Source organism: Geobacter sp. DSM 9736 (assembly GCF_900187405.1).
Classification (GTDB): domain Bacteria; phylum Desulfobacterota; class Desulfuromonadia; order Geobacterales; family Geobacteraceae; genus DSM-9736.
Genome location: NZ_LT896716.1, coordinates 2516360 through 2538501, shown reverse-complemented (window position 1 = coordinate 2538501; position 22142 = coordinate 2516360). Strand labels below are relative to the sequence as shown.

General features: G+C 61.1%; 16 protein-coding genes. 10 read left to right on the top strand and 6 right to left on the bottom strand.

The genetic code is table 11. The annotated features are described in order from the left end of the window. Positions 1-134: 134 nt before the first annotated feature. The 3 genes from CFB04_RS11460 to CFB04_RS11450 are packed head-to-tail and all read left to right on the top strand — an operon-like array spanning position 135 to position 6882. Entirely contained in the window at positions 135-2882 is a 2748-nt protein-coding gene (locus CFB04_RS11460; RefSeq protein WP_231934166.1) for an HAD-IC family P-type ATPase, read from the top strand. Between the two features lie 35 nt (positions 2883-2917). After that, complete coding sequence (otsB, locus tag CFB04_RS11455) at positions 2918-4486, top strand: trehalose-phosphatase (protein ID WP_088535394.1); 1569 nt, start codon at positions 2918-2920, stop codon at positions 4484-4486. Next, entirely contained in the window at positions 4486-6882 is a 2397-nt protein-coding gene (locus CFB04_RS11450) for a glycoside hydrolase family 65 protein (RefSeq protein ID WP_088535393.1), read from the top strand. The genes otsB and CFB04_RS11450 overlap by 1 nt, the downstream gene beginning before the upstream one ends. Before the next feature lie 15 nt (positions 6883-6897). Here CFB04_RS11450 and CFB04_RS11445 read toward each other — a convergent pair whose 3' ends face one another. Next, complete coding sequence (locus CFB04_RS11445; RefSeq protein ID WP_231934165.1) at positions 6898-8052, bottom strand: alpha/beta hydrolase; 1155 nt, start codon at positions 8050-8052, stop codon at positions 6898-6900. 83 nt (positions 8053-8135) lie between these two features. Between CFB04_RS11445 and CFB04_RS11440 the strand changes: the two genes are divergently transcribed. Together CFB04_RS11440 and CFB04_RS11435 are read left to right on the top strand one after the other, a co-directional pair. Then, on the top strand, positions 8136-9626 hold the full coding sequence (locus tag CFB04_RS11440; RefSeq protein ID WP_088535392.1) for a potassium/proton antiporter: 1491 nt from the start codon (positions 8136-8138) through the stop codon (positions 9624-9626). A gap of 392 nt (positions 9627-10018) precedes the next feature. Further along, a complete protein-coding gene (locus tag CFB04_RS11435; RefSeq protein ID WP_088535391.1) occupies positions 10019-12001 on the top strand; it encodes a monovalent cation:proton antiporter family protein in 1983 nt (660 codons plus the stop codon). 322 nt (positions 12002-12323) lie between these two features. Here the strand turns inward: CFB04_RS11435 and CFB04_RS11430 are convergent, their stop codons facing one another. From CFB04_RS11430 to CFB04_RS11410, 5 genes are all read right to left on the bottom strand, one after another. Beyond that, the gene (locus tag CFB04_RS11430; RefSeq protein WP_231934164.1) at positions 12324-13733 is read right to left on the bottom strand and encodes a TolC family protein; all 1410 of its coding nucleotides are present in this window, start codon (positions 13731-13733) and stop codon (positions 12324-12326) included. Further along, on the bottom strand, positions 13726-16869 hold the full coding sequence (locus CFB04_RS11425; protein ID WP_088535390.1) for an efflux RND transporter permease subunit: 3144 nt from the start codon (positions 16867-16869) through the stop codon (positions 13726-13728). Before CFB04_RS11425 ends, CFB04_RS11430 begins: the two co-directional genes overlap by 8 nt. A 299-nt stretch (positions 16870-17168) precedes the next feature. Continuing rightward, a complete protein-coding gene (sugE, locus tag CFB04_RS11420) occupies positions 17169-17480 on the bottom strand; it encodes a quaternary ammonium compound efflux SMR transporter SugE (RefSeq protein WP_088535389.1) in 312 nt (103 codons plus the stop codon). A 1-nt stretch (position 17481) separates the two neighbouring features. Next, positions 17482-18627, bottom strand: a complete 1146-nt coding sequence (locus CFB04_RS11415; RefSeq protein ID WP_088535388.1) for an efflux RND transporter periplasmic adaptor subunit — start codon at positions 18625-18627, stop codon at positions 17482-17484. Then, the gene (locus CFB04_RS11410) at positions 18624-19229 is read right to left on the bottom strand and encodes a TetR/AcrR family transcriptional regulator (protein WP_088535387.1); all 606 of its coding nucleotides are present in this window, start codon (positions 19227-19229) and stop codon (positions 18624-18626) included. Before CFB04_RS11410 ends, CFB04_RS11415 begins: the two co-directional genes overlap by 4 nt. Before the next feature lie 204 nt (positions 19230-19433). On the opposite strand from CFB04_RS11410, the gene def reads away from it, so the two are divergent. Genes def through CFB04_RS11390 form a run of 5 tightly spaced genes read left to right on the top strand, consistent with a single transcriptional unit; the run spans position 19434 to position 22135 of the window. Continuing rightward, positions 19434-19946, top strand: coding sequence for a peptide deformylase (gene def / locus CFB04_RS11405; RefSeq protein ID WP_088535386.1), 513 nt, complete (start codon positions 19434-19436; stop codon positions 19944-19946). Beyond that, positions 19946-20896 carry a methionyl-tRNA formyltransferase gene (fmt, locus tag CFB04_RS11400; RefSeq protein ID WP_088535385.1) on the top strand — a complete coding sequence of 317 codons (951 nt, stop codon included), beginning with the start codon at positions 19946-19948 and terminating at the stop codon, positions 20894-20896. The genes def and fmt overlap by 1 nt, the downstream gene beginning before the upstream one ends. A gap of 49 nt (positions 20897-20945) precedes the next feature. Continuing rightward, positions 20946-21659, top strand: coding sequence for a DUF116 domain-containing protein (locus tag CFB04_RS11395; RefSeq protein WP_088536800.1), 714 nt, complete (start codon positions 20946-20948; stop codon positions 21657-21659). Continuing rightward, positions 21659-21760, top strand: coding sequence for a DUF1992 domain-containing protein (locus CFB04_RS18335; protein ID WP_231934163.1), 102 nt, complete (start codon positions 21659-21661; stop codon positions 21758-21760). Before CFB04_RS11395 ends, CFB04_RS18335 begins: the two co-directional genes overlap by 1 nt. A 42-nt stretch (positions 21761-21802) precedes the next feature. After that, a complete protein-coding gene (locus CFB04_RS11390; protein ID WP_088535384.1) occupies positions 21803-22135 on the top strand; it encodes a DUF3147 family protein in 333 nt (110 codons plus the stop codon). Positions 22136-22142: the final 7 nt, after the last annotated feature.

Here is a 22142-nt window from a genome sequence, read left to right as displayed (position 1 = left end):
GGAAGGCCAGGGGAGACTTCCTTCAAGGGTACAAAGTCAGGGGTCATCTTCCTGAGAGAGCGAATACATCAGGCGCCCACCCCCTTCGGTTGACTCCCCGGCCTGAGCTGCTAGATTGAAGGTGAGCGGACTGCATGCGGGTCGAAGACCGGCACCTGCTTTATATGATGCCCACACCTCCCCATGGGGGGTGTACATTACGTGGTTGCGGAGGCGCAAAGGTGCTCTGGTACGAGATGGAAGCCCGGGATGTCCTGGAGAAGCTAAGCACTCCAGACGGGGGGCTCAGCGGGCAGGAGGCTCGAGAACGGCTTGCCCGTTACGGCCCCAACAAACTTGCCGAAGAAGAGAAGATCAGCCGCCTCGCGATCCTCCTCCACCAGTTCACGAGCCCCCTCATCTTCATTCTTCTGGTGGCCGCGGTGGTGACCATCCTCCTGGGGGAGTACATCGACGCCGGGGTCATCATCGCGGTGGTGCTCCTCAACGCCGTCATCGGGTACCTCCAGGAGTACAAGGCGGAGGAGAGCGTCCAGTCCCTCAAGAAGCTCGTGGTGCCCAAGGCGCGGGTGATACGGGATGGGAGGGAGAAGGAGCTCTCCAGCGCCGAGCTCGTGCCGGGGGACCTGGTGCTGCTCGCTTCCGGTGCGCGGGTCCCGGCGGATCTGCGGCTTCTCCACGTGAACGAGCTGCGGATCGACGAGGCGATGCTCACCGGGGAATCCCTCCCCGTGGAGAAGGGAGCCGCTCCGGTTGCCGGCGAAAATCTCATCCCCGCCGACCAGACGAACATGGCGTTCATGGGGACCGCCGTGGTGAACGGCCGGGCCAGGGGGGTCGTTACGGCGACCGGCGCATCGACAATCCTCGGCACCATCGCAGGCGAGGTCAGGGATATCGGCCTGGTGAAGGCCCCTATCCAGGAGAAGATCGACCGCTTCGCCCGGATGATCGGGCTCCTGGTGATGGGGGCATCGGGGGCGCTCTTTGCGGTCGGCCTCCTTATGGGAGAGAGCGTAAAGGAGATGTTCATGACGGCGGTGGCCGCGGCCGTGGCAACGATCCCCGAGGGGCTGCCCATCGTCGTCACCATTGCGATGGCGGTGGGGGTGGCGCGGATGGCGCGGACGAACGCCATCATCCGGAAGCTCCCCGCGGTGGAGACCCTCGGCAGCACCACGGTGATCTGCTCCGACAAGACCGGCACCCTCACCCGAAACGAGATGACCGTCACCCGCCTCCACGACGGGGAACGGCTCTACGAGGTGACGGGAATAGGCTACGCACCCGCGGGGGAGATCCTCCTCGGAGGGAAGAAGACCGCACTCCCGGAGAACGAGGCCCTCTTGCGCCTTTTGCGGATCGGCCTGCTCTGCAACGAGTCCGACGTCTACGAGGAGGAGGGGCGGTTCAGGGTGAGCGGCGACCCGACAGAAGGTGCCCTCATCGTCTCCGCCGTCAAGGGGGGACTCGCCGTCGAGGAGGAAAAGGAGCGGTACGAGCAGCTGGCTATCGTTCCCTTCGAATCGGAGCGGGGGTACATGGCGACCCTCCACCGGCACGGGGAGGGGGCGTATCTTTTTGTCAAGGGAGCCCCCGAGCGGGTCGTGGAGATGTGCGCTGCCGAGGGATCACGGAGAAAGGAGATGCTCGCTGCGGCAACGGAACTCGCTGCCCAGGGGATGCGGGTACTGGCCTTCGCCTGGAAGAAGGTGGCGGATGGTACGAATGAACTGACCCACCGCGACGTGGAAGAGGGTGGGCTTCTATTCTCAGGGCTGCAGGGGATGATCGATCCTCCCCGCACCGAAGTCATCGACGCCATCGCCGGATGTCACAGGGCTGGGGTTCGGGTGGTCATGATCACCGGGGATCACGCCGTTACGGCCGAGGCCATCGGGCGCGAGCTCGGCATCATCGGCCCCGGCGCTCCCGTCATCACGGGGCGGGAGCTGGAGGCGATGAGCGACGAGGAGCTCTTCGAGCGGGTACGGGAGGTGTCGGTCTATGCCCGTGTATCTCCCCAGCACAAGCTGCGGATAACCCAGCAGCTCGTCAGGCACGGTGAGGTGGTGGCCATGACCGGCGACGGCGTCAACGACGCTCCGGCCCTCAAATCCGCCCACATCGGCATCGCCATGGGTATAACCGGCACCGACGTGGCCAAGGAGGCCTCCGACATGGTGCTGGCCGATGACAACTTCGCCAGCATCTTCAGCGCGGTGAAGGAGGGGAGGATCGTCTTCGACAACCTCCGCAAGGTGACCTTCTTCCTCATCCCCACCGGGGTCGCCGCCATCCTCTCCATCATCGGCACCATGGTGCTCGGGATGCCGATCCCCTACGTCCCCGCCCAGCTCCTCTGGATCAACCTGGTGACCAACGGCCTCCAGGACGTGGCCCTCGCCTTCGAGCCGGAGGAGAAAGGGATCATCGACCGGCCCCCCCGCCCCCCTCAGGAGGGGATCATGTCCCGACTTCTCATGGAGAGGACCATTCTCGTGGGCCTGCTCATCGCGGCGGGAGTGGTCTGCAACTTCGTGGTGACGCTTCGGGGGGGCCAGAGCCTGGAGCATGCACGGACCGTGGCGGTGACCACCATGGTCTTCTTCCAGTTTTTCCAGGCATGGAACAGCCGCTCGGAGCTGGGATCCATCTTCCACATCAGTCCGTTCAGCAATCCTTTCCTCTTCTACAGCATGATCGCTGCCTTCGTCGCGCAGTTGGCCGTCATCTACGCGCCGCCCCTCCAGTGGGTTTTCCGTACGGTTCCTCTCGGGGGTGTGGAGTGGGTGCGGATCGTGGCGATCTCGGCATCGGTGGTGGTGCTGGTGGAGGTGGACAAGTGGATCAGGAGGAAACGGCAGGCAGCCGCGGGTTGAGCTTGCGGCCGTCAAACGCGGACGAGGAGGCATTCATGTGCAGTGATTCCGTGAGGCGCGGGCCGGTCATCCGCCCATCCGATTTCGACGGGGCCATCTTCGACCTGGACGGGGTGGTGACCGACACGGCGTCGGTCCATGCCCGGGCATGGAAGGAGATGTTCGATCGCTTCCTCGCCCTCCGTGCCCCTCGTACCGGCGATCCCTTCCGCCCCTTCGAGATGGCTGAATACCGGATATACATCGATGGCAAGCCCCGTTTCGACGGCATCAGGAGCTTTCTCGCCTCCCGCGGAATCCTGCTCCCCGAAGGTACGCCCGAGGACCCTCCCGAGGCCGTAACCGTCCACGGCCTCGGCCGCCTCAAGAACGACCTGTTCCTCCGGCTCCTCCGGGAGCAGGGGGTCACCGTCTACCGCTCCACCGTACAGTTCGTGCACCTTCTCAAGCGCCTCGGGATGAAAACCTCGATCATCTCCTCCAGCCGTAACTGCGAGATAATCCTTGAGAAGGTTCAGCTTTTGGACCTCTTCGACGTGCGGGTGGACGGGGTTGAGTCTGCCCGTCTGGGGATCGCGGGTAAACCCGCCCCCGATATCTTCCTTGAAGCCGCCCGGCGGCTGGGGGTTGCGCCTTCGCGGGCCCTGGTGGTGGAGGACGCGGTTTCAGGGGTGGAGGCGGGGAGGGCGGGAGGCTTCGGCTTCGTCATCGGGGTGGACCGGGGGGGGAACCGGGAGGCGCTTCGCTACCACGGGGCGGACCTGGTCGTGGGGGATCTGGCAGAGGTGGCGGTGGAGGAGGGAGCTGCTGCGCTGCGCCCGTCGGCCCTCGCCTCCCTGGACGAGATAAGGGAGCGGTGCCGGGGAAGGCGCCTCGCCATCTTCCTCGACTACGACGGCACTCTTGTCCCCATCGCCGAGACTCCCGACCGTGCCCTGATGTCCGACGAGACGCGCAGTGTGGTGACGGATCTTGCACGCCGTTGCACAGTTGCCGTCATCAGCGGAAGGGACCTTCCGGACGTACGGCGTCTCGTCGCCCTGGACTCGATATTCTACGCCGGGAGTCACGGATTCGACATGGGAGGTCCGGAGGGGCTCCACCTGGAAAACAGGGTAGGGGTCGATTTCCTTCCCGACCTGGAAGAAGCCGGCCGAAAGCTGACCGCCGACCTCGCCCGGATCCCCGGGATACTGATTGAGAGGAAAAAGTTCGCCGTGGCCGTTCATTACCGGCGGGTAGCGGCTGAACAGGCGGTGCAGGTGGAGCGTGCGGTGGATGCCCTCGTCGCGCTGAACCCCCGGCTCCGCAAGACCGGAGGGAAGAAGATATTCGAGCTGCGTCCCGCCGTGGACTGGCACAAGGGGAAGGCCCTCCTGGCCCTGCTCCGTGCGCTCCACCTGGACCGTCCCGACGTGATACCACTGTACATCGGGGATGACGTCACCGACGAGGATGCTTTCGGCGAACTGGAAGGGCGGGGGATCGGCATCGCCGTGCAGGATGCTCCTGCCGAAACGTCCGCTTCATACCGGCTGAAGGACACCGGCGAGGTGCGGAAGTTTCTGGAGAGCCTGGCCGGCTTCTGCGCGGGAGGACTCTAATGGACCCCTGGATACTTGTCTATGACAGCTATGATCCTGCGGAGGAAGGGCTGCGGGAAGCTCTATGCACTCTCGGCAACGGGTATTTCGCGACCCGCGGGGCGGCCCCGGAGGCCTGGGCAAGCAATGTCCATTATCCGGGCACATACCTGGCCGGGGGGTACAACAGGCTGAAGACGGAGGTGGCGGGGCGGGTGGTGGAAAACGAAGACCTCGTGAATCTTCCCAACTGGCTCATCTTCAGATTCAAGCCCGAGGGGGGGGACTGGTTCAACCTCATGTCGGCGGAGATCGTGGCGTACCGTCAGGAACTGGACATGAAGCAGGGTGTGCTTTCCCGGATGGTGCGCTACAGGGACAGGCAGAAGCGGGAGACCACCGTTGCATTCCGCCGTTTCGTCCACATGGGGTCGATGCATCAGGCAGCCCAGGAGATCACCATAACCCCGGAGAACTGGTCTGGCCGTATAACGGTTCATTCCGGGCTGGACGGCACGATAGTCAATTCCGGTGTCGAGCGGTACCGTCAGCTCAACTCCAAGCACCTGGAAACACTGAAACAGGGGGTCTTCGGTGAAGACGGGATCTATCTGCTTGTTGAGACCACCCAGTCCGGCCTCCGCATAGCGCAGGCCGCCCGTACCATCCTCACTGCGGGAACCATCGTGGAGGGGGAGCGGCGGGTGGTGGAGCAGCCGGGATACATCCTTACAGAAATGGTCCTCGACGCCGTTCAGAACACGCCTCTGCGTTTCGAGAAGCTGGTGACCCTTTTCAGCTCCCGCGACTTCGCAATTTCGGAACCCCTGCTCGACGCCATCGAGTTGTCGCAGCGGAGCGGCGGATTCGACGACCTGCTGCGCAGCCACGTCACCGAGTGGGACCACCTCTGGGACAGGTGCGACATCAACATTTCCGCCAACGGCTGCACACAGATGATCCTCCGGCTTCACATCTTTCACCTGCTACAGACCGTCTCCCGTAACTCCATCGATCTGGACACCGGCGTTCCGGCACGGGGATGGCACGGGGAAGCTTACAGGGGGCACATCTTCTGGGACGAGCTCTTCATCTTTCCCTATCTCAACTTCAGGATACCGGTGCTTACCCGCTCCCTTCTTCTCTACCGGTACCGGAGGCTTCCGGCGGCGCGGGTCGCTGCGCGGCAGGCGGGCCTTTCGGGAGCCCTTTTTCCCTGGCAGAGCGGCAGCACCGGGCGCGAAGAGACCCAGCACGTCCACCTCAACCCGAAGTCGGGGCGCTGGCTTCCCGATAACAGCCACCTCCAGCGCCACGTGAACGCGGCTATCGCTTACAACGTCTGGCACTACTACGACACTACCGGCGACAAGGAGTTCATGGCGACCTACGGGATCGAGATGATCCTTGAAATCGCCCGGCTTTACGCCTCCCTGGCGACCTGGAGCGAGCGGTCGGGGCGCCACGAGATCCTGGGCGTTATGGGCCCCGACGAGTACCACGACCGTTATCCGGGGGCGGAGAAGCCGGGGCTGAACAACAACGCCTACACGAACGTCATGGCTGTGTGGGTGCTGCGCACGGCGCTGAAAGCCCTCGACCTGCTTTCACCAGGGAGGTCGCGCGACCTCAGGGAAAGCATCGGTCTCGATTCGGCTGAAACGGAGCGGTGGCAGGATGTCATACGCACCATGCGGGTTCCATTTCATGACGGCGATATCATCAGCCAGTTCGAGGAGTACGAGACCCTGGCCGAATTCGACTGGGAGGGATATCGCGCAAAATACGGCGACATCCAGCGCCTCGACCGGATCCTCGAAGCGGAGGGGGATACTCCGAACCGCTACCGGGTATCGAAGCAGGCTGACGTCATCATGCTCTTCTACCTCTTCTCTGCCGAGGAACTGGACGAGCTGTTCACCGCCATGGGATACCGGTTCGAGCCGAGGATGATCCACAGGAACGTTGAATACTACGCAGCCCGCAGCTCCCATGGCTCCACCCTGAGCAACGTGGTTCATTCCTGGGTGATGGCGAGATCCGACCGGCATCGCGCCTGGCAGGTCTTCCGGCGCGCACTGGAGAGCGACATCTGCGACATTCAGGGTGGGACGACCCATGAGGGGATACACCTGGGGGCGATGGCGGGCAGCGTCGACATGATCCAGCGTTGCTCCCTGGGGCTGCGGTTCATAAAGGGGGTGCTCCAGTTCAATCCGTGCATTCCGGACTCGATAGACAGCATCTCCATGCGCATCAAGCACCGCGGTACCTGGTTCGACGTCGTGACCACGCGGGACAGCCTGATGATTTCATCGGGGGAAGGGGAACCGAAGCCGGTCAGGATAAGGTTCGCCGACGAGGAGCACACCCTGGAGCCGGGGAAATCGGTCTCCTTCCGCCTCGAAAACCGGTGACCCGATTCGCCGATTTCAGCCCCTTTCCCGCAGCAGCGCCGAGATTGCCCGCCAGAGCCTGTACGTGTCGGCGAGCCTCGGTTCAAGGTCAACGTGCATCAGCCCCCGTACCAGGCATAGCGTCCTCCTGTCGGGAGGAAGCGCCCGCGCTAGAGCAATGCTCTCGGTGAAGGGGATGATGTCGTCGTCATATCCGTGGATCAGAATCATCCGTGATTTCAAAGCGGTGAGGTCGCGATTTGCGATGTTTAGAAGCTCGATCTCCTTGCGGATCGGCCCGGGAAGTTTTTCCATCAGAAGAGTCGCCCGCGCCGGATCGCGGTTGTCGATGAACCGGTAGAGGCTTCTCCCCTCGGGGCCGAGATCTTCGGCAAGATCCTCCACCGGGGCGTCGAGGTCTTCCATCTTCCGCTGCGCTGCGATGCGCAGGAGTCGACGGTCGGAGGGATTGCCGATGCGTTCCAGGTTGCTCGCCACGAAGGCCCAGGTGCCGTACCGGTTCGGCTCCCTGTGCCGGAGTGCCCCGTTCTCCCGGTAGTATCCGGTTGTGAAAAAAACAAGGACGTCTGCAAGGTCGTAGTATCCACCGATTATCATCATGAAGCGGACCCGGCCGCTGATACGCTTGTCCAGGGCAGCGAGGATTGCTGGGCCGGAGGCGTAGCTGAAGGAGCAGATCCCTCCTCGTCCCCCCGGGACAAGATCAGGCCGCGATACGAACCAGGCGAAGGCGGCGGCGGTCTCCCCGATGTCGCGGCTTCCGACCCGCAGGGAACGGAAGCCCTCCAGATCCGGTACGAGGACGGTGAACCTTGCCCGGGCGAGGCTCGTGGCGAAGGCGCGCAGGCGCGGATCATCCTTTCCGTTTTCGGCGGCGCCGGGAAGAAGGAGTATCCCGGCCAGTGGAGTTTCGCCGGGGAGGTAGAGGTCGCCCCGTCCCTTCTCTCCCAAGGCTGTGTAGGCTATCTCATGCTGTGACGGGTCGGGAGTGACCTTTTTCAGACGGCTCGGTTGGCGGCCGGAGGCGATGTCCGCCAGCAGGAGCGCGGCTTCATAACCACGCGTTACATGGCAGCCGCACAGCAGCAGGCATGCGATAAAGAGCGCGAGGTGCTGGCTGAGCAGTCGCAAAAACGCTGCAGATCCGTTTTTAGTGCCCCAATGTTTCATTGCGCCTTGTCCGCAGTACCGTATCATTCAAAGTGTAGCAGCTCGCCGGGAAACGTCATGGCGAGACGAACCGAAGGAATTACATGAACGTCCCTCTTGAATACCTGCTCTTCGGGGGCTCGGTCCTCCTGCTCCTGAGCATCCTGGCGAGCAAGGTCTCGAGCCGGCTCGGCATACCGGCGCTCCTCCTCTTTCTTGCCGTCGGCATGCTTGCCGGTTCGGAGGGGCCAGGGGGAATCCATTTCGACGACCCGCGGCTCGTCCAGTCGGCGGGGGTAATCGCCCTTGCTGCAATACTCTTTTCCGGGGGTATGGACACCGACTGGCGCAGCGTCCGCCCTGTTCTCCGGGCGGGGATCGCCCTCTCGACCCTCGGCGTCTGCCTCACCGCGCTCCTGATGGGGTGGTTCGCCCATGCGGTTCTCGGATTCGGGTGGCTGGAAGGGTTGCTCCTAGGGTCCATAGTCTCCTCCACCGATGCCGCCGCGGTGTTCGCCGTGCTCCGCTCCCGCAACATACGCCTGAAGGATGATATGAAATCGCTCCTCGAACTGGAATCGGGGAGCAACGACCCGATGGCTGTGCTTCTCACCATCGCCATCACCACCCTTGTCGTAGAGGGACAGTCGCGCATGGGGATTCTCGTGCCTACAGTTGCCTGGCAGATGGGGTTCGGCGCATTTTACGGGTATGCCGTGGGAAGGGGTGCCGTCCACCTTATCAACCGCCTGCGGCTGGAGCACGAAGGGCTCTATTCGGTGCTCACTCTGGCGCTGATACCTTTCACCTACGGAAGCTCCACGCTTCTCCAGGGGAACGGTTTCCTCTCGGTGTACGTTGCGGGAATCGTCATCGGCAACAGCAGGCTCGTGCAGAAGCGAAGCCTCATGCGCTTCCACGACGGGCTTGCGTGGCTCATGCAGATCGTCATGTTCCTCATCCTGGGGCTCCAGGTGTTCCCGTCGCATCTGCTTCCCGTGATCCCGGAGGGGCTTCTCTGCGCGGCGTTCCTCATGGTGGCGGCACGCCCTCTGAGCGTGTTCGGAGGGTTGCTCTTCTCGCGGCTCACAATGCGGGAGAAGGCCATGGTCTCATGGGTGGGTCTGCGGGGAGCGGTGCCGATCATCCTGGCGACCTTTCCGCTGCTGGCCGGGGTGGGGCAGGCGGAAACCTTCTTCAATATCGTATTCTTCATCGTGCTTACCTCGGCTCTACTACAGGGGACCACCATCCCGGCCCTGGCGCGTCTGCTAGGGCTCGAGGAGCGGCATCCCCCCCGGTCCCACCTGCACGGGGTTGTGCCCGACGACATGACGGGGGAGATGCTGGAGGTGGTGATCGGCGGGAATTCGCCTGCGACCGGAAGGCAGATCGTGGACCTTCGCCTCCCCACCGGGGCCTTGATCGTCTATATCAGGAGGGACTGGGAGTACCTGATTCCAGGCGGCGGCACGGTGCTGGAGGAAAACGACCGGGTCTTTCTCCTCGCGGCTGCTGAGACAGCTCCACTGGTGCGCTCCCTGCTGGAGGGGGGAGCTGAACGTTCCGGCGACGGGAGCCTGCTCGATCGCTGAATACATTGGAGTAAGCGGGACATAGATGCTCTGTCCCAGCGACAGCCTCTTTCTGCAGATGACCTTCTCCGCTCCGTTTCTACGGCAGCTTTCCTCCTCTCTTGGCAGGTATTTTCCCTCTCTTTCATCTCTCAAAAGGCAAAAACAATTTCGATATAACTTAGTGGAACTTAAGGAACAAGCGAGGGCACCCGAATACAGATCAAAGTCATATTATTGTTTTTCACTTTTAGCTTTTGGGACTTTCTGCACTCCTCCATGCTCCGATCCTCAGTGTTTGAGGCTGCTGAGCAACCAGGTCATCATTGACAATGAAACCGGCACTTGCTATCAATTCCCGGACTGCACGTTTTGTGCAGCCACGTCGTATCTAAATCTTAAAACGGGTACATATGGATTACAGCGCACTGCAGGACCTTGAAATTCTCTTCGGACTGGCTCTCGTTACGGTCGTCCTGTTCCGAAAGCTCCTTTTCCCCTCCATAATCGGCTTCCTCTTCACTGGGATGCTTGCCGGCCCCTATTCCCTCGGCTTCATCAGGAATACCCACCAGGTCGAGCAGATGGCCGAGATAGGCGTGGTGCTGCTGCTATTCACCATCGGCATCGAGTTTTCACTCAAGGAGCTGATGCGGATACGGCAGCTCGTGCTGTGGGGGGGAGGGCTTCAGGTCCTACTCACCATAGGCGCGGTGGCCGTATGCGGAACCGTTTTCGGGCTTCCGGTTAACCAGGCGGTCTTTTTCGGATTCCTCACCGCCCTTTCCAGTACTGCGATCCTCCTCAAACTCCTCATCGACTCCGGAGAAGTCGACACCCCCCAAGGGAGGATTGCGCTCGGAATCCTCATCTTCCAGGACCTCTGCATCGTGCCGCTCATGCTCCTCACGCCGCTCCTTGGGGGTGAAGGGGACGGGCTGCGCGGATTTCTCCTTATCGGCGTAAAGGCCGCAGCCGTCATCGTGGCGGCTCATTACGGTGCGCGTTTCTTCGTCCCGTGGCTTTTCAAGCAGGTGGTTAAGACGAGGAGCCGCGAGCTCTTCATCCTCACCATCATTTTCATCGGGTTCGGGACAGCTCTCCTCACGGCGAAGGCAGGGCTCTCGCTGGCCCTTGGAGCCTTCATAGCCGGGCTCGCCATTTCCGAATCCGAGTACAGCCAGCAGGCCCTGAGCGACCTCGTGCCGTTCCGGGAGGCGTTCATGAGCCTCTTTTTCATATCCGTCGGGATGCTTCTCGACCCGGCGATTCTCATGAAATACCCTTTCCTGATAGCCGGGGTGGTGATGGGAATACTCCTGGTCAAGAGCCTGATCGGCGCCGGAGCCGTCATGGCCCTGGGGGTGCCGATGCGGATCGCCGTCATCGCTGCCCTTTCCCTTGCCCAGATAGGTGAGTTCTCCTTCGTTCTTTCACAAAGCGGGCTTCGGCACGGCCTCCTCACCCAGGAGGCGTACCAGATATTTCTCGCCGCCTCCATCGCGACCATGGGACTGACTCCATTATTCAGAAGAATCGCCCCTGGTGCGGCAGCGTGGCTGGTGAATTTCGTACCTCATTCGTGGAGCAGAGGGCGGGGTCACCTTGTTGGGGAGTCGAAACGGCACGACCTGTCGGGGCACGTTATTATCGTAGGCTACGGCGTCAACGGTAAGAATGTGGCCCGTTCCCTCAAGCACCTGAAGATCCCCTACATGGTGATCGAGACTAACCCCTTTACGATTACCGCAGAGAAGAAAAAGGGGGAGCGGATTCTGTTCGGAGACGCCTCTAAGCCCGAAGTTCTCGAGCATGCCCACCTGGACAAAGCGCGTATCCTGCTGGTGGCGATCTCCGATGCCGCAGCAAGCAGGAGGGTCTCCGCCCTCGCGAGGCAGCTTAACCCGGCAGTGCACATCATTGTTCGCACCAGGTACCTGATGGAGGTCGAACCCCTCTACAAGCTGGGGGTTAACGAGGTTATACCGGAGGAGTTCGAGACTTCCGTGGAGATTCTGTCTCGCGTGCTGAGGAATTTCATGGTGCCCCAGGACGAGATCGAGCAGCGGATCGCCGACGTGCGGCGGGATGGCTACGACATGCTGCGGACCATGAGCCGGCGGCACAGTCACGCAGTGGGGATCAGCGGCTACCTTTCGGGGGCGGAGATAGGCACCTACCGCGTACAGAAGGGTGCTCCTCTTGAAGGGGAAAGCCTGCGGGAAGGAACCATCAGGAGCCGGTCGGGGGCGACAGTTCTCATGATAAAGCGGAAGGATGAGGTTGTTCCGAACCCGGACCCGGTGTGGGAGCTGGCCGCGGAGGACCTGGTGCTCCTGCTGGGAACGCCGGAGCAGCTTGCTACCGCAAGGAAGCTTTTTCAGCCGGGCACCTGACGGGGAGGCTGCGGGAATTTTAGGCGGTGCGGAGAGTGGGAGAGGGCTGGCGGAAAATCCTTATCGCATGACTGAAGGGGGGGTCTGCGTAAGATTATCCCGGGTAGGAAAATAAAGAGATATGCACCACTTATCAACTCGCATGCTGTATACCGGGTTCTCTATCTAGCCGATTTTTCACGAAAAACATCGTGATAAAATTCTTCAGGCGCCTTTTTCCACACAACCTGTGGATAACCTTTTCATATCTCTGTTGATTGCCGGAAAATACGTTGCTTCAGTTATGACTTGCGCAATCTGCACAAAAAATACGCATCTTTTTTCATTCTTTTGACGCAGAGCCTTCCCCCAGGATTCCGGCTGCGCGATCCAGGTTCGCTTGCGCCACAAGGTAGTCGCGGCGGGCGCGGGCGAGGTTCCCCCGGGCCTGGAGGAGGTTGAATTCTGCATCCTCCACCTCCAGCCGTATTTTAACTCCCAGTTCGAAACCCTGCTCCGCCATCTTCAGAAGTCGCTCAGCCTGTGACACAGTCCCTCCAAGGGCTTTAACGATCTCCCCCGATTCGCGCACGGCATGAATGGCATCCCGTATTTCCAGTGAAATCGAATCTGCCAGTTTCGCTTCGTCTATCTCCAGCGCGCGCCTGTCGCTCTGCGCCTGAGCCACCCGCCCCCTTGTCTTCAAACCGTCGAAGAGGGGAAACGACAGAAATATTCCCGCACTCCAGGCTTTGCCATCGGCGTCGAAGGGTCCGGTTTCCAGCTGCCGCCAGCCAATTCCCCCCTTGGCGTCCAGGCGCGGCTTGTCCTCGGCATTGGCGATGGTAACGAGTTCGGATGCAATGTCCCGCCGCCTGCGGAGTTCTTCCAGTTCCGGCCTCCTCCTTCGGGCGGTTCCGAGGATCTCTTCATAGGTGCCGGTATCAGCTACGGTGGTTTCAAGGTTGCCGTTAACCTCCACATCCTCTTCCAGCGCAAGAAGATACCGTAGCCGATCGCGGGTTGCCCGCATGAGGTTGCCGGTCCGGATCAGGTCCGGGCGGGCGTTTTCCACGGAGACCGAAGCCGCGAGGACGTCGTAATCGGTGGCGACGCCGGCGGCATGTCGCCGTTTCGCTTCTTCCATGTGGCGCTCCTTCTGCTCCAGGTTCTGCCGTGCTATGGCGAACTGCTCCTTTGCCAGAAGGGCGTCGTAAAAGGCTGTCATCACGTTTCTTCGCGTCTCCTGCCGCGAGATCCTCAGCCGTTCGTCGGCTACCCTGTAGCCCTCCCTGGCGGCACGTATTGCCGCTCCGACTTTTCCCCAGGTGAAGAGCGGCTGTGAGATGCCCAGTTCGATTGCCCGGAAGTTCTGAGTGGATGGGAAAAGACCGCCGGCCAGGGCGCTCTGGCTGTCATCCTGCAGCCTGGAGACCTGCCCGTTGATGGAGAGTTGCGGGAGAGCCGCGGAACGCTCCTCGACGTACTTCCCTTCAACGCTGTTGTAGAATTCCCTCGCCTTCAACACGTCCCGGTTGCGGCTGTCGGCTATCTCCAGCGCCTGATCCAGAGTGAGGACCCGGGTTTCGGCGGCATGCGCTTCCTGCATAGTCCGAAATCCGCCACAGAGACACAGAGACACGGAGAGGGAACCTGCAAAGAATGTAATCTGCCGAAACCGGCATCTCATCTTCCGCACAATGACCAGGGCGGTATGGATGGCGCCCGATCCTATTCCGCTCGACCTATGCATTGCTCACCCTCCGAGGCTCTGTGTCTTCGTGGACTTCGAGCTTCGCCTGCCGCTTCCACTTACGCTTAAGCCAGCCCGCCAGGTCGTCCATGAGGGTGTACATCACCGGCACGACGAGGAGAGTCAGCAGGGAGGATGTGAGGAGTCCGCCAATGACGGCCCTCGCCATCGGCGCCCGCCCTTCGGCGCCGCTTCCGATGGCGAAAAAGAGCGGGAGCATGCCGAAGATCATGGCAAGGGTCGTCATGACTATAGGACGAAGCCTCGTGCGCCCTGCCTCGATCACCGCTTCCCGGCGCGGCTTCCCGTCCCGACGCTGGAGAACCTTGGCGTAGTCCACCAGGAGGATGGCGTTCTTCGTCACGAGTCCCATGAGCATTATGAGCCCTATCAGGGACATGATGTTGATGGTGTCCCCCGTTAGTTTGAGCATGCCTGCCATTCCGACGATGGAAAGGGGGAGCGACAGCATGATGGCGAGCGGCTCGAAGAAGGACTCGAACTGAGCGGCCAGGATCAGGTAAACGAAGAGGACCGCCAGGATGAGGGACTCCGCCATGAAGGCGAACGATTCGGCCATGTCCTCGGCTTCGCCGGAAAAGTTGACGGAATAGCCGGGGGGCATCTCGATCCGCTTCACCGCTGCTTCCACGTGCTTGACGGCGGTTCCGATAGGGAGATTGTCCAGATTGGCGCTGACGGTGACCTGTCGGGCCAGGTCACGGCGGTTTATTTCGGTGGGTGTCGCCGCAACCTGAAAACTGGTGATGCTTGAGAGGGGAACGAGCTTCACTCCGCCATTGCCGTCGGGGACCGAAACTTTGAGGCTGCCGACCTGGGCGGGCGTGTGCCGCAGCGACTCGGGAAGGCGCACGCGCACGTCCACGGCGTCCCCATCTTCGTCTTCATAGGTGGTGACGGCCTCGCCGCCTACGAGCCGGCTGAGGGAGCTGACGACGTCGTTGGTGGATACTCCCGCTGAAAGCGCCTTCTCCCGGTCGATCCGCATCCGGTACTCCGGTATGTCATGCTCAAGGGTAGCAGAGATGTCTACGATGCCCGGCACTTTGTAGAGCTCCTCCTTGAGGCGTGCGGCCAGCTGCTTGAGGACCGCCAGGTCTTCACCTTTCAGGTTCGCGTTCAGAGGTTTCTGCGCACCGCCGATGTTCCCGACGATCTCGATGGAGGAGGTGATCCCCGGAATCGACTGGAGCCTCGATCTCACCTCACGCTGAATGGCTTCCTGCTTTCGCTGGCGTTCCCCTTTTTCCACAAGCTTCACGTAAAGGAGTCCGTCCCGCACGGTCCCGCTGTCTCCCGCGCCGATGGTCGCGTATGTGTGGTGTATCTCCGGAACGGCCTTCATGGAGGCCAGTATCGCGTTGAGTCTGTTTTCGGTTTCGGCGATGCTTGCATCGGGAGCGGTCTGGAAGCTGACCTGGAACTCGGCTGAATCCTCCGGCGCCATGAAGGATGACTCCAGGGTGCCGAAGATCATGATTCCGGCGATGAACGCAGCGAGCGCCGACCCCATGACCGTCTTCCGATGATCCAGGGCCCAGGCGATGACACGGCGGTACTTGTCGGCGGTGTAGTCGAACCAGTCGTTGAAGGTTTCTAGGAGCCGTGCCAGGCCCTTCCGTCTACCGTGGCTATGGATCGAGGGGTCGTGCCACCGTGACGACAGCATCGGGTCGAGGGTGAAGGAGACGAAAAGCGACACGAGGACGGCGAAGGAAACGGTGACGCCGAAGGGAAAGAAGAAGCGACCGACGATGCCCCGCATATATGCAACCGGGACGAAAACTGCGATGATCGACATGGTCGTGGCGAAGACCGCCAGGCCGATCTCGTTGGTACCGAACCTGGATGCCTCCATGTGGCTCTTCCCCATCTCCAGGTGACGGACTATGTTTTCACGCACGACGATGGCGTCGTCGATGAGAAGCCCGATGGCAAGCGACAGCGCCATGAGGGTCATGACGTTGAGAGTCATTCCCATGGCGTTCATGACTATGAAGGAGGAGATGACCGAGATGGGGAGGGTAACTCCGGTGATGACGGTGGAGCGCCAGGAGTTGATGAAGCAGAAGACGATTATGATCGTGAGTATCCCGCCGATGAGGAGCGTTTCCTGTACGTCGGCCAGCGAGTGGCGGGTCATGATGGATCCGTCGCGGACGAGGGTTAGGGATACGCCGGAAGGCAGATCTTTCTGCACCTTCTCCATCACCTTTTTGACGCTGTCCACCACCTGTACCTGGTTTGCGCCGGACTGCTTGTATATGTCGATTCCGATTGCGGGAACTCCGTTGACCAGGGCGAGCTTGCGCAGCTCCTCCGTCCCGTCGGCCACCGTAGCAACTTCGCCCAGTGTTACGGGCCGTCCCCCCCGCTCCGCTATGACCATGGCCTGGTATCCTTCGGCCCGATCGGGTTTTCCCTCGATCCGTAGCGGGTATTCAGCGGTGCCGCGGGTGAGGCGGCCAAGCGGCGTGTTGGTGTTCTCGCTCCTGAGGCCGCTCACGACGTCGTTTACCCCGAGTCCCAGCGCATCCAGCCGTGCCGGATCAAGATCGACACTGATCTCCCGTTTTCGGCCGCCGACCATCTCGACCTTTCCCACGCCGGCGATGCTTTCGAACCGCTTCTTCACCCGCTTGTCCACCAGGATGGTAAGCTCCCGCGGCGATACAGAATCGGATTGCACCGCCAGAGAAGCCACCGGCATCGCGTTGAAGTCGAGCTTCTGTATTATCGGTTCCTCGACTCCAGTGGGGAGCTGGCCGCGGATCGACGATATCTTCGCCCGGGATTCCTGGGCTACGTCGTTCAGCTTCTCCTCCAGTCGGAACTCGACCACGATGGTGGAGACGCTTTCGCGGGAGAAGGACATCACGTGCTTCACCCCGGCCACCTGGTTCACCGCCTCCTCGATCCGCTTGGATACTTCCCGTTCCACCGTCTCCGGGCTTGCTCCCGGATACTTCGTCGTGACGGAAATTACGGGGATCTCCACGTTGGGGTACATCTCCACTGAGAGCCGGCGGTAAGAGAAGAGGCCGAGAGTCACCAGGCTCAGCATCAGCACTGCTGCGAAGATGGGGCGTTTTATGGACAGGTCCGAAAGGATCATCCTTTACTCTCCTGGAGGTTGCTGAAAAACAGCCATCTCGCCGCCGTCCTTGAAAGCCGCCCTTGTGCGGCGTAGCGATGCTACGCCTCCGCGTGGGCTTTCTGCGGGTGCGACGATCTGGCTGTTTTTGAGCAACCTGTTTTGGTCATTGAAAAACAGCCATCTCGCCGCCGTCCTCGAAACCCCTCTCGTGCGGCGTAGCGCTGTTTATGCCTCGGGGCTTTGTGCGGGTGCGACGATCTGACTGTTTTTGAGCAACCTTGGTTCGTGCTGTTTTGTATCTGCTTCGCTTACCCGTTTCAAAACAGCTTGAGTCCGGCTATCCCGGCGATGATGAGCCCGATGCTGAGTAGCCGTGCGGCAGTAGCCGGCTCGCCGAAGACGAGCATCCCGACAAGGGCTGTACCCGCGGCCCCGATTCCGGTCCAGACGGCGTAGGTGGTGCCTATCGGGATCGTCTTAAGCGCCTGGGAGACGAAGACCATGCTTAGGCCCATGCAGGCGACGGTGGCAACGGAGGGCCAGAGACGGCTGAATCCCTCACTGAACTTGAGGGCGAAAGCCCAGCCGATCTCGAAGATGCCTGCGATGACAAGGTGAACCCAGGCCATGTCAGTTTCCCCGGGAGGCTATGGTGATCCGGTCGCCATCCTTCAGGTTGAAGCCGCCGCGGACGACGAACCGCTCTCCTGCCTGGAGCCCTTTCACCACTTCGACGAGATCCCCGCTGACCGTCCCCGTTTCGACCCCCCGCGCCCGAGCGGTCTCTCCCGAAACTACGAAGAGCCGACCTTTCCCCGATACGCTGTCCCACCCCGCCATCGCGCTGCGCGGAACCTGGAGGGCGTTGCCGCGACGCCCCGTTATGATTCGCCCCTTGGCGAATACTCCCGCCTTGAGCAGCTCGTCGACGTTCCGCACCTCCGCCACCACCTTGAGTGAGCGGTCGGCAGCGTTCAGTTCCGGATTGATGAACATCACCTTTCCGGTGAAGGTCTTGCCTGGGAGGGCATCCACGGTGAATTCCAGCGGCTGCCCGATCTTCACCCGGGCGGATTCGGCTGAGGGGACCGTTACCGTGAGATTGAGGACCCGGTTGTCGATTATGCGGAAAATCGGTTTCGAAGCGGCGGCGTCGCTGGCGAGGTCGCCGACGTTGACGTCGCGAAGGGCCACCACGCCATCGATAGGCGCCACCACCAATCCTTTTGCCTGCCGGGCCCGTGCTTGCCGCACCTCTTCTTCCGCCACGCGTATCTGTGCTTTTGATGCGTCGATCCGGGCGGCAGCGGCTTCTGCTTCTGTCCGTGCATCGTCGACACTCTGCTGGGTAGCGAGCCCCGCGTCCTTAAGCTTAACGGCACGAGCAAACTCGCGGTCAGCTCTGGTCGCGGTGACCCTGGCCTGAGCCAGTCCCGCCCGTGCCGATTCGACCGAGGCTTCGGCCCGCTTTACCAGGGCCTCTGTCTCCGCCACATCGATCCGCGCCAGCATCGTCCCCTTGCTGACACGCACCCATTCGTGAACGTAAACCTGTTTCACCAGTCCCGGAATCTGTGTCTTCACGTCGGCCCAGAATTTCGGCTCCAGGCTTCCGGTTACATCGATGCCTTCGACTACTTCTGCCGGGTGCGCCGCCGCTACTTCCACGGCAATCGAGGGCTTCCGGACCTGGTCCGGGCGGGCCTCCCCCTTCGAGCAGCCTGATGCGGCCGCGGCAGCAGTGGCAATGAATATCACCAAAACCAGTTTTTTCATCTTCGTCCTCCATCGGAGAGCCCGTCCAGGATCAGCCCAAGCACGTCAATCAGCCCCTGCCGGTCGATTCTCGGCGGCGTCTGGCAGAGCTGTTCTTCCATAACCGTATTCATGCAGGATATGACTGCCCATGTGGCGGAGTGGATGCTGACGGTTTTAAGCTCGCCTGCTTCGACTCCTTTCCGTATAAAACCTGCTACTGTTTCAAGCATCGTGTCGTAGTACTTCTCATGGGGAAAGGGCGGAGTGCCCTGGGGTGGGCCGTAGAATATGGAGTAGATGAGCCGGACCACCTGGATCCTTTCCACGAAGGCGTCGAAAATGCCGGTGGCGAAGCGGATGATCCGCTCGCGGGCACTTCCGGGAGCAGCCGAGAGCTCGGAGACGATCTGCAGGAAGATACTGTAGGTGTCCTGCATCAGCTCAAGGTAGATGCCCTCCTTGCTGCCGAAGTAGTAGTAGAGTACCGGCTTTGTCACTCCCGCTGCTGCGACGATCTCTCTTACCGAGGTGCCGGCGTACCCCTTCGCGGTGAAAAGGTCGAGGGAGGCTGCGAGGAGCCGCTCCCGGGCCGGATAGGTGTTTGCTGTAGTCTCAGGCATGCTTCCCCTGTTTCGGCTGCTGTACTTACCGGTAGGTATATAAGCCCGGGATCGAGGAAAGTCAACTCGAAATTCTCCGCAGGCGACCTTGAATGGTAGGGAGAACTTTTCGCCCAGGGATGGTATACTATCGTGCTGCAACTAAGAATTGCATTTTGAACGGCAGGTTATATATAGTACAACGATTGTCGATAGAGGAATCTCATGGTCAGAAACATACTTACGTACCCAAATCCCGAGTTGAAAAAGAAGGCGCTCCCCGTTACCGTCATCACCGAGAAAACCGCCGAGCTGGTGAAGGATATGGCGGAGACGATGTATGCCGCACCCGGTGTCGGTCTGGCGGCGCCTCAGATAGGCGTGCATCAGCGCATAGTCGTCATCGATGTATCCACAAAGGAAGACCAGCCGGAGCTGATCGTCGCCATCAACCCGGTGATCATCCATGCCGACGGGGAATCGTACGAAGAGGAGGGATGCCTTTCCATCCCCAAGTACTCAGCGAATGTCCACCGCCATGCCCGTGTCGTAGTGAAAGCCCTCAATCTTCAGGGGGAAGAGGTGACGTACCGTGCTGAAGGCCTTCTTGCCATTGCCTTCCAGCACGAGATCGATCATCTCGACGGCATTCTCTTCGTCGATCATATCTCCCCCCTCAAGCGTGAGATGTTCAGGAAAAAATACCGGCGGCTCGCCGAGGAACAGGAGAGAGATTGATGACCGGTCTGCGCATTGTCTTCATGGGTACACCCGAGTTTGCCTGTCCCACTCTCCAGCGGCTTATGGAGCGGGGGGAGCAGGTTGTGGCTGTCGTCACTCAGCCCGACCGGCCTAAAGGTCGCGGCCAGCAGATGATGCCGCCACCCGTGAAGGTGCTTGCGCAGCAGCACGGGATACCGGTCCTGCAGCCCCTAAAGGTGCGGACTCCGGAAAACATCGAGCAGATCCGGGAGCTGGCTCCTGACCTGATCGTGGTCGTCGCATTCGGCCAGATCCTGCCCAAGGCGCTTCTCGACATACCGCGGCACGGCTGCATCAATGTCCATGCCTCGCTTCTCCCGCGATACCGCGGGGCGGCTCCCCTCAACTGGTGCATCATCAACGGCGAGACGGAAACAGGGGTCACCACCATGCTCATGGATGTGGGGCTCGATACCGGCGACATGCTCCTCAAGAAGACGACTCCCATCGATCCGGACGAGGATGCCCAGGCTCTCCACGACAGGCTGTCACGTATCGGGGCCGCTGCCCTGGCGGAGACACTCGATCTTCTCGTTGCCGGAAAGCTCATCCCTGAAAAGCAGGACGATTCACTGACCAATTACGCGCCGCTCCTCAAGAAGGAACACGGCCTCATCGACTGGAGCCGCGAGCCTGCGGCCATAAAGAACCAGGTGAGGGGGATGAATCCCTGGCCGGGCGCTTACAGCGAGCTGGACGGGAAGATGCTCAAAATCTACCGGGTCAGGACCGGTGAAGGAAGCGGAGTTCCAGGAACAGTTCTGGCCGCCGGCAGGAACGGGCTTGAGGTCGCGTGCGGCGGCGGCAGCGTCATCATTGACGAGCTGCAACTGGAGGGGAAGAAGCGTCTGCCGGCGCAGGAATTCCTGGCCGGGTACCGGGTGGCGGCCGGAGCGATCCTAGGCAAGGACGCACCGAGTGTCTGATCAGGCGCAACCGAACGTACCGCCCCGCAAGCGCCTTTTCGTCGCCCTCATGGGTGTGACATGCCTGCTGATCGTCGGCGCGATCTATCTCCTCTGGTGGATTCCGACCAAAGGGCTTGCGAACATACACCCGGAGCTTCCGCGGATCGCAGGACTTATCTTTGCCGTACTCTCAAGCATCGCTCTCTTCGGAACACTGCTCCTCGTCCTTACCACCGCGCTAAGCAAGGATATCCTCTTCACCAGGTTCATGCGTGGAGTGGTCATAAAGTTTCTCCTGCCGGTGATCGAGTTGATGGGGAAGCTGATCGGCATTTCCAAGGACACCATCCGCCAGTCCTTCATTGCGATGAACAACAGCCTCGTCGCCTCCCAGCGCCTTCAGGTGCGCCCCGACCGGGTCCTTATCCTCCTTCCCCACTGCCTGCAGCTCTTCGACTGCGAAATAAAGGTCACCGGAGACATCAATAAATGCGTGCGGTGCGGCCGGTGCGACATCAAGGGGCTCGCCGAACTGGCGCAGAGGTACAACATCGACATCAGCGTCGCGACCGGGGGCACGCTCGCCCGCAAGGTCATTATCGAGAAGCGGCCGAAGCTCGTAGTGGCCGTTGCCTGCGAACGGGATCTCACCTCGGGGATCAAGGACTGTTACCCCCTTCCGGTGATCGGCATCCTCAACAACCGCCCCTTCGGCCCCTGCATCAACACAAAGGTCGATGTGGCCAAGATCGACGAAGCGCTAAGGACGGTTCTTGCCTGATGGACATCCTGGCGACCATTGCGGAGCGGAAGATTCAGGAGGCCATGGCGGCCGGAGCCTTCGCCGGCCTGAACAACCTGACTTTTTCAACAGGTTCTTAAGGACCCGGAGTCCGCGCCTCGCCTTCCGGTACGGATAACGTCATGCCGTTTCTCGTGAAGCTCCTCATCACCAATATGATCATCATCGTCTGCACCCAGATCGGCAGGAAATTTCCTACCCTCGGCGGACTCATCGCCACCATGCCCCTTACTTCCCTCATCGTCCTTGTGTGGCTGGCTTCGGATAACCCGGGAGACGGGCGCCTCCTGACCGACTACACCCGTGGAGTCCTCTGGGGGATCATCCCGACCATACTGTTCTTCGCCGTTGTACTTTTCTGCTTTCGCAGGTCGATGCCCCTGGGAGTCGCCATCGGTACCGGCGCTGCAGTATGGCTGGCTGCGGCGTCGCTACATCAGTGGCTGCTCAGGTAGCAGCTGC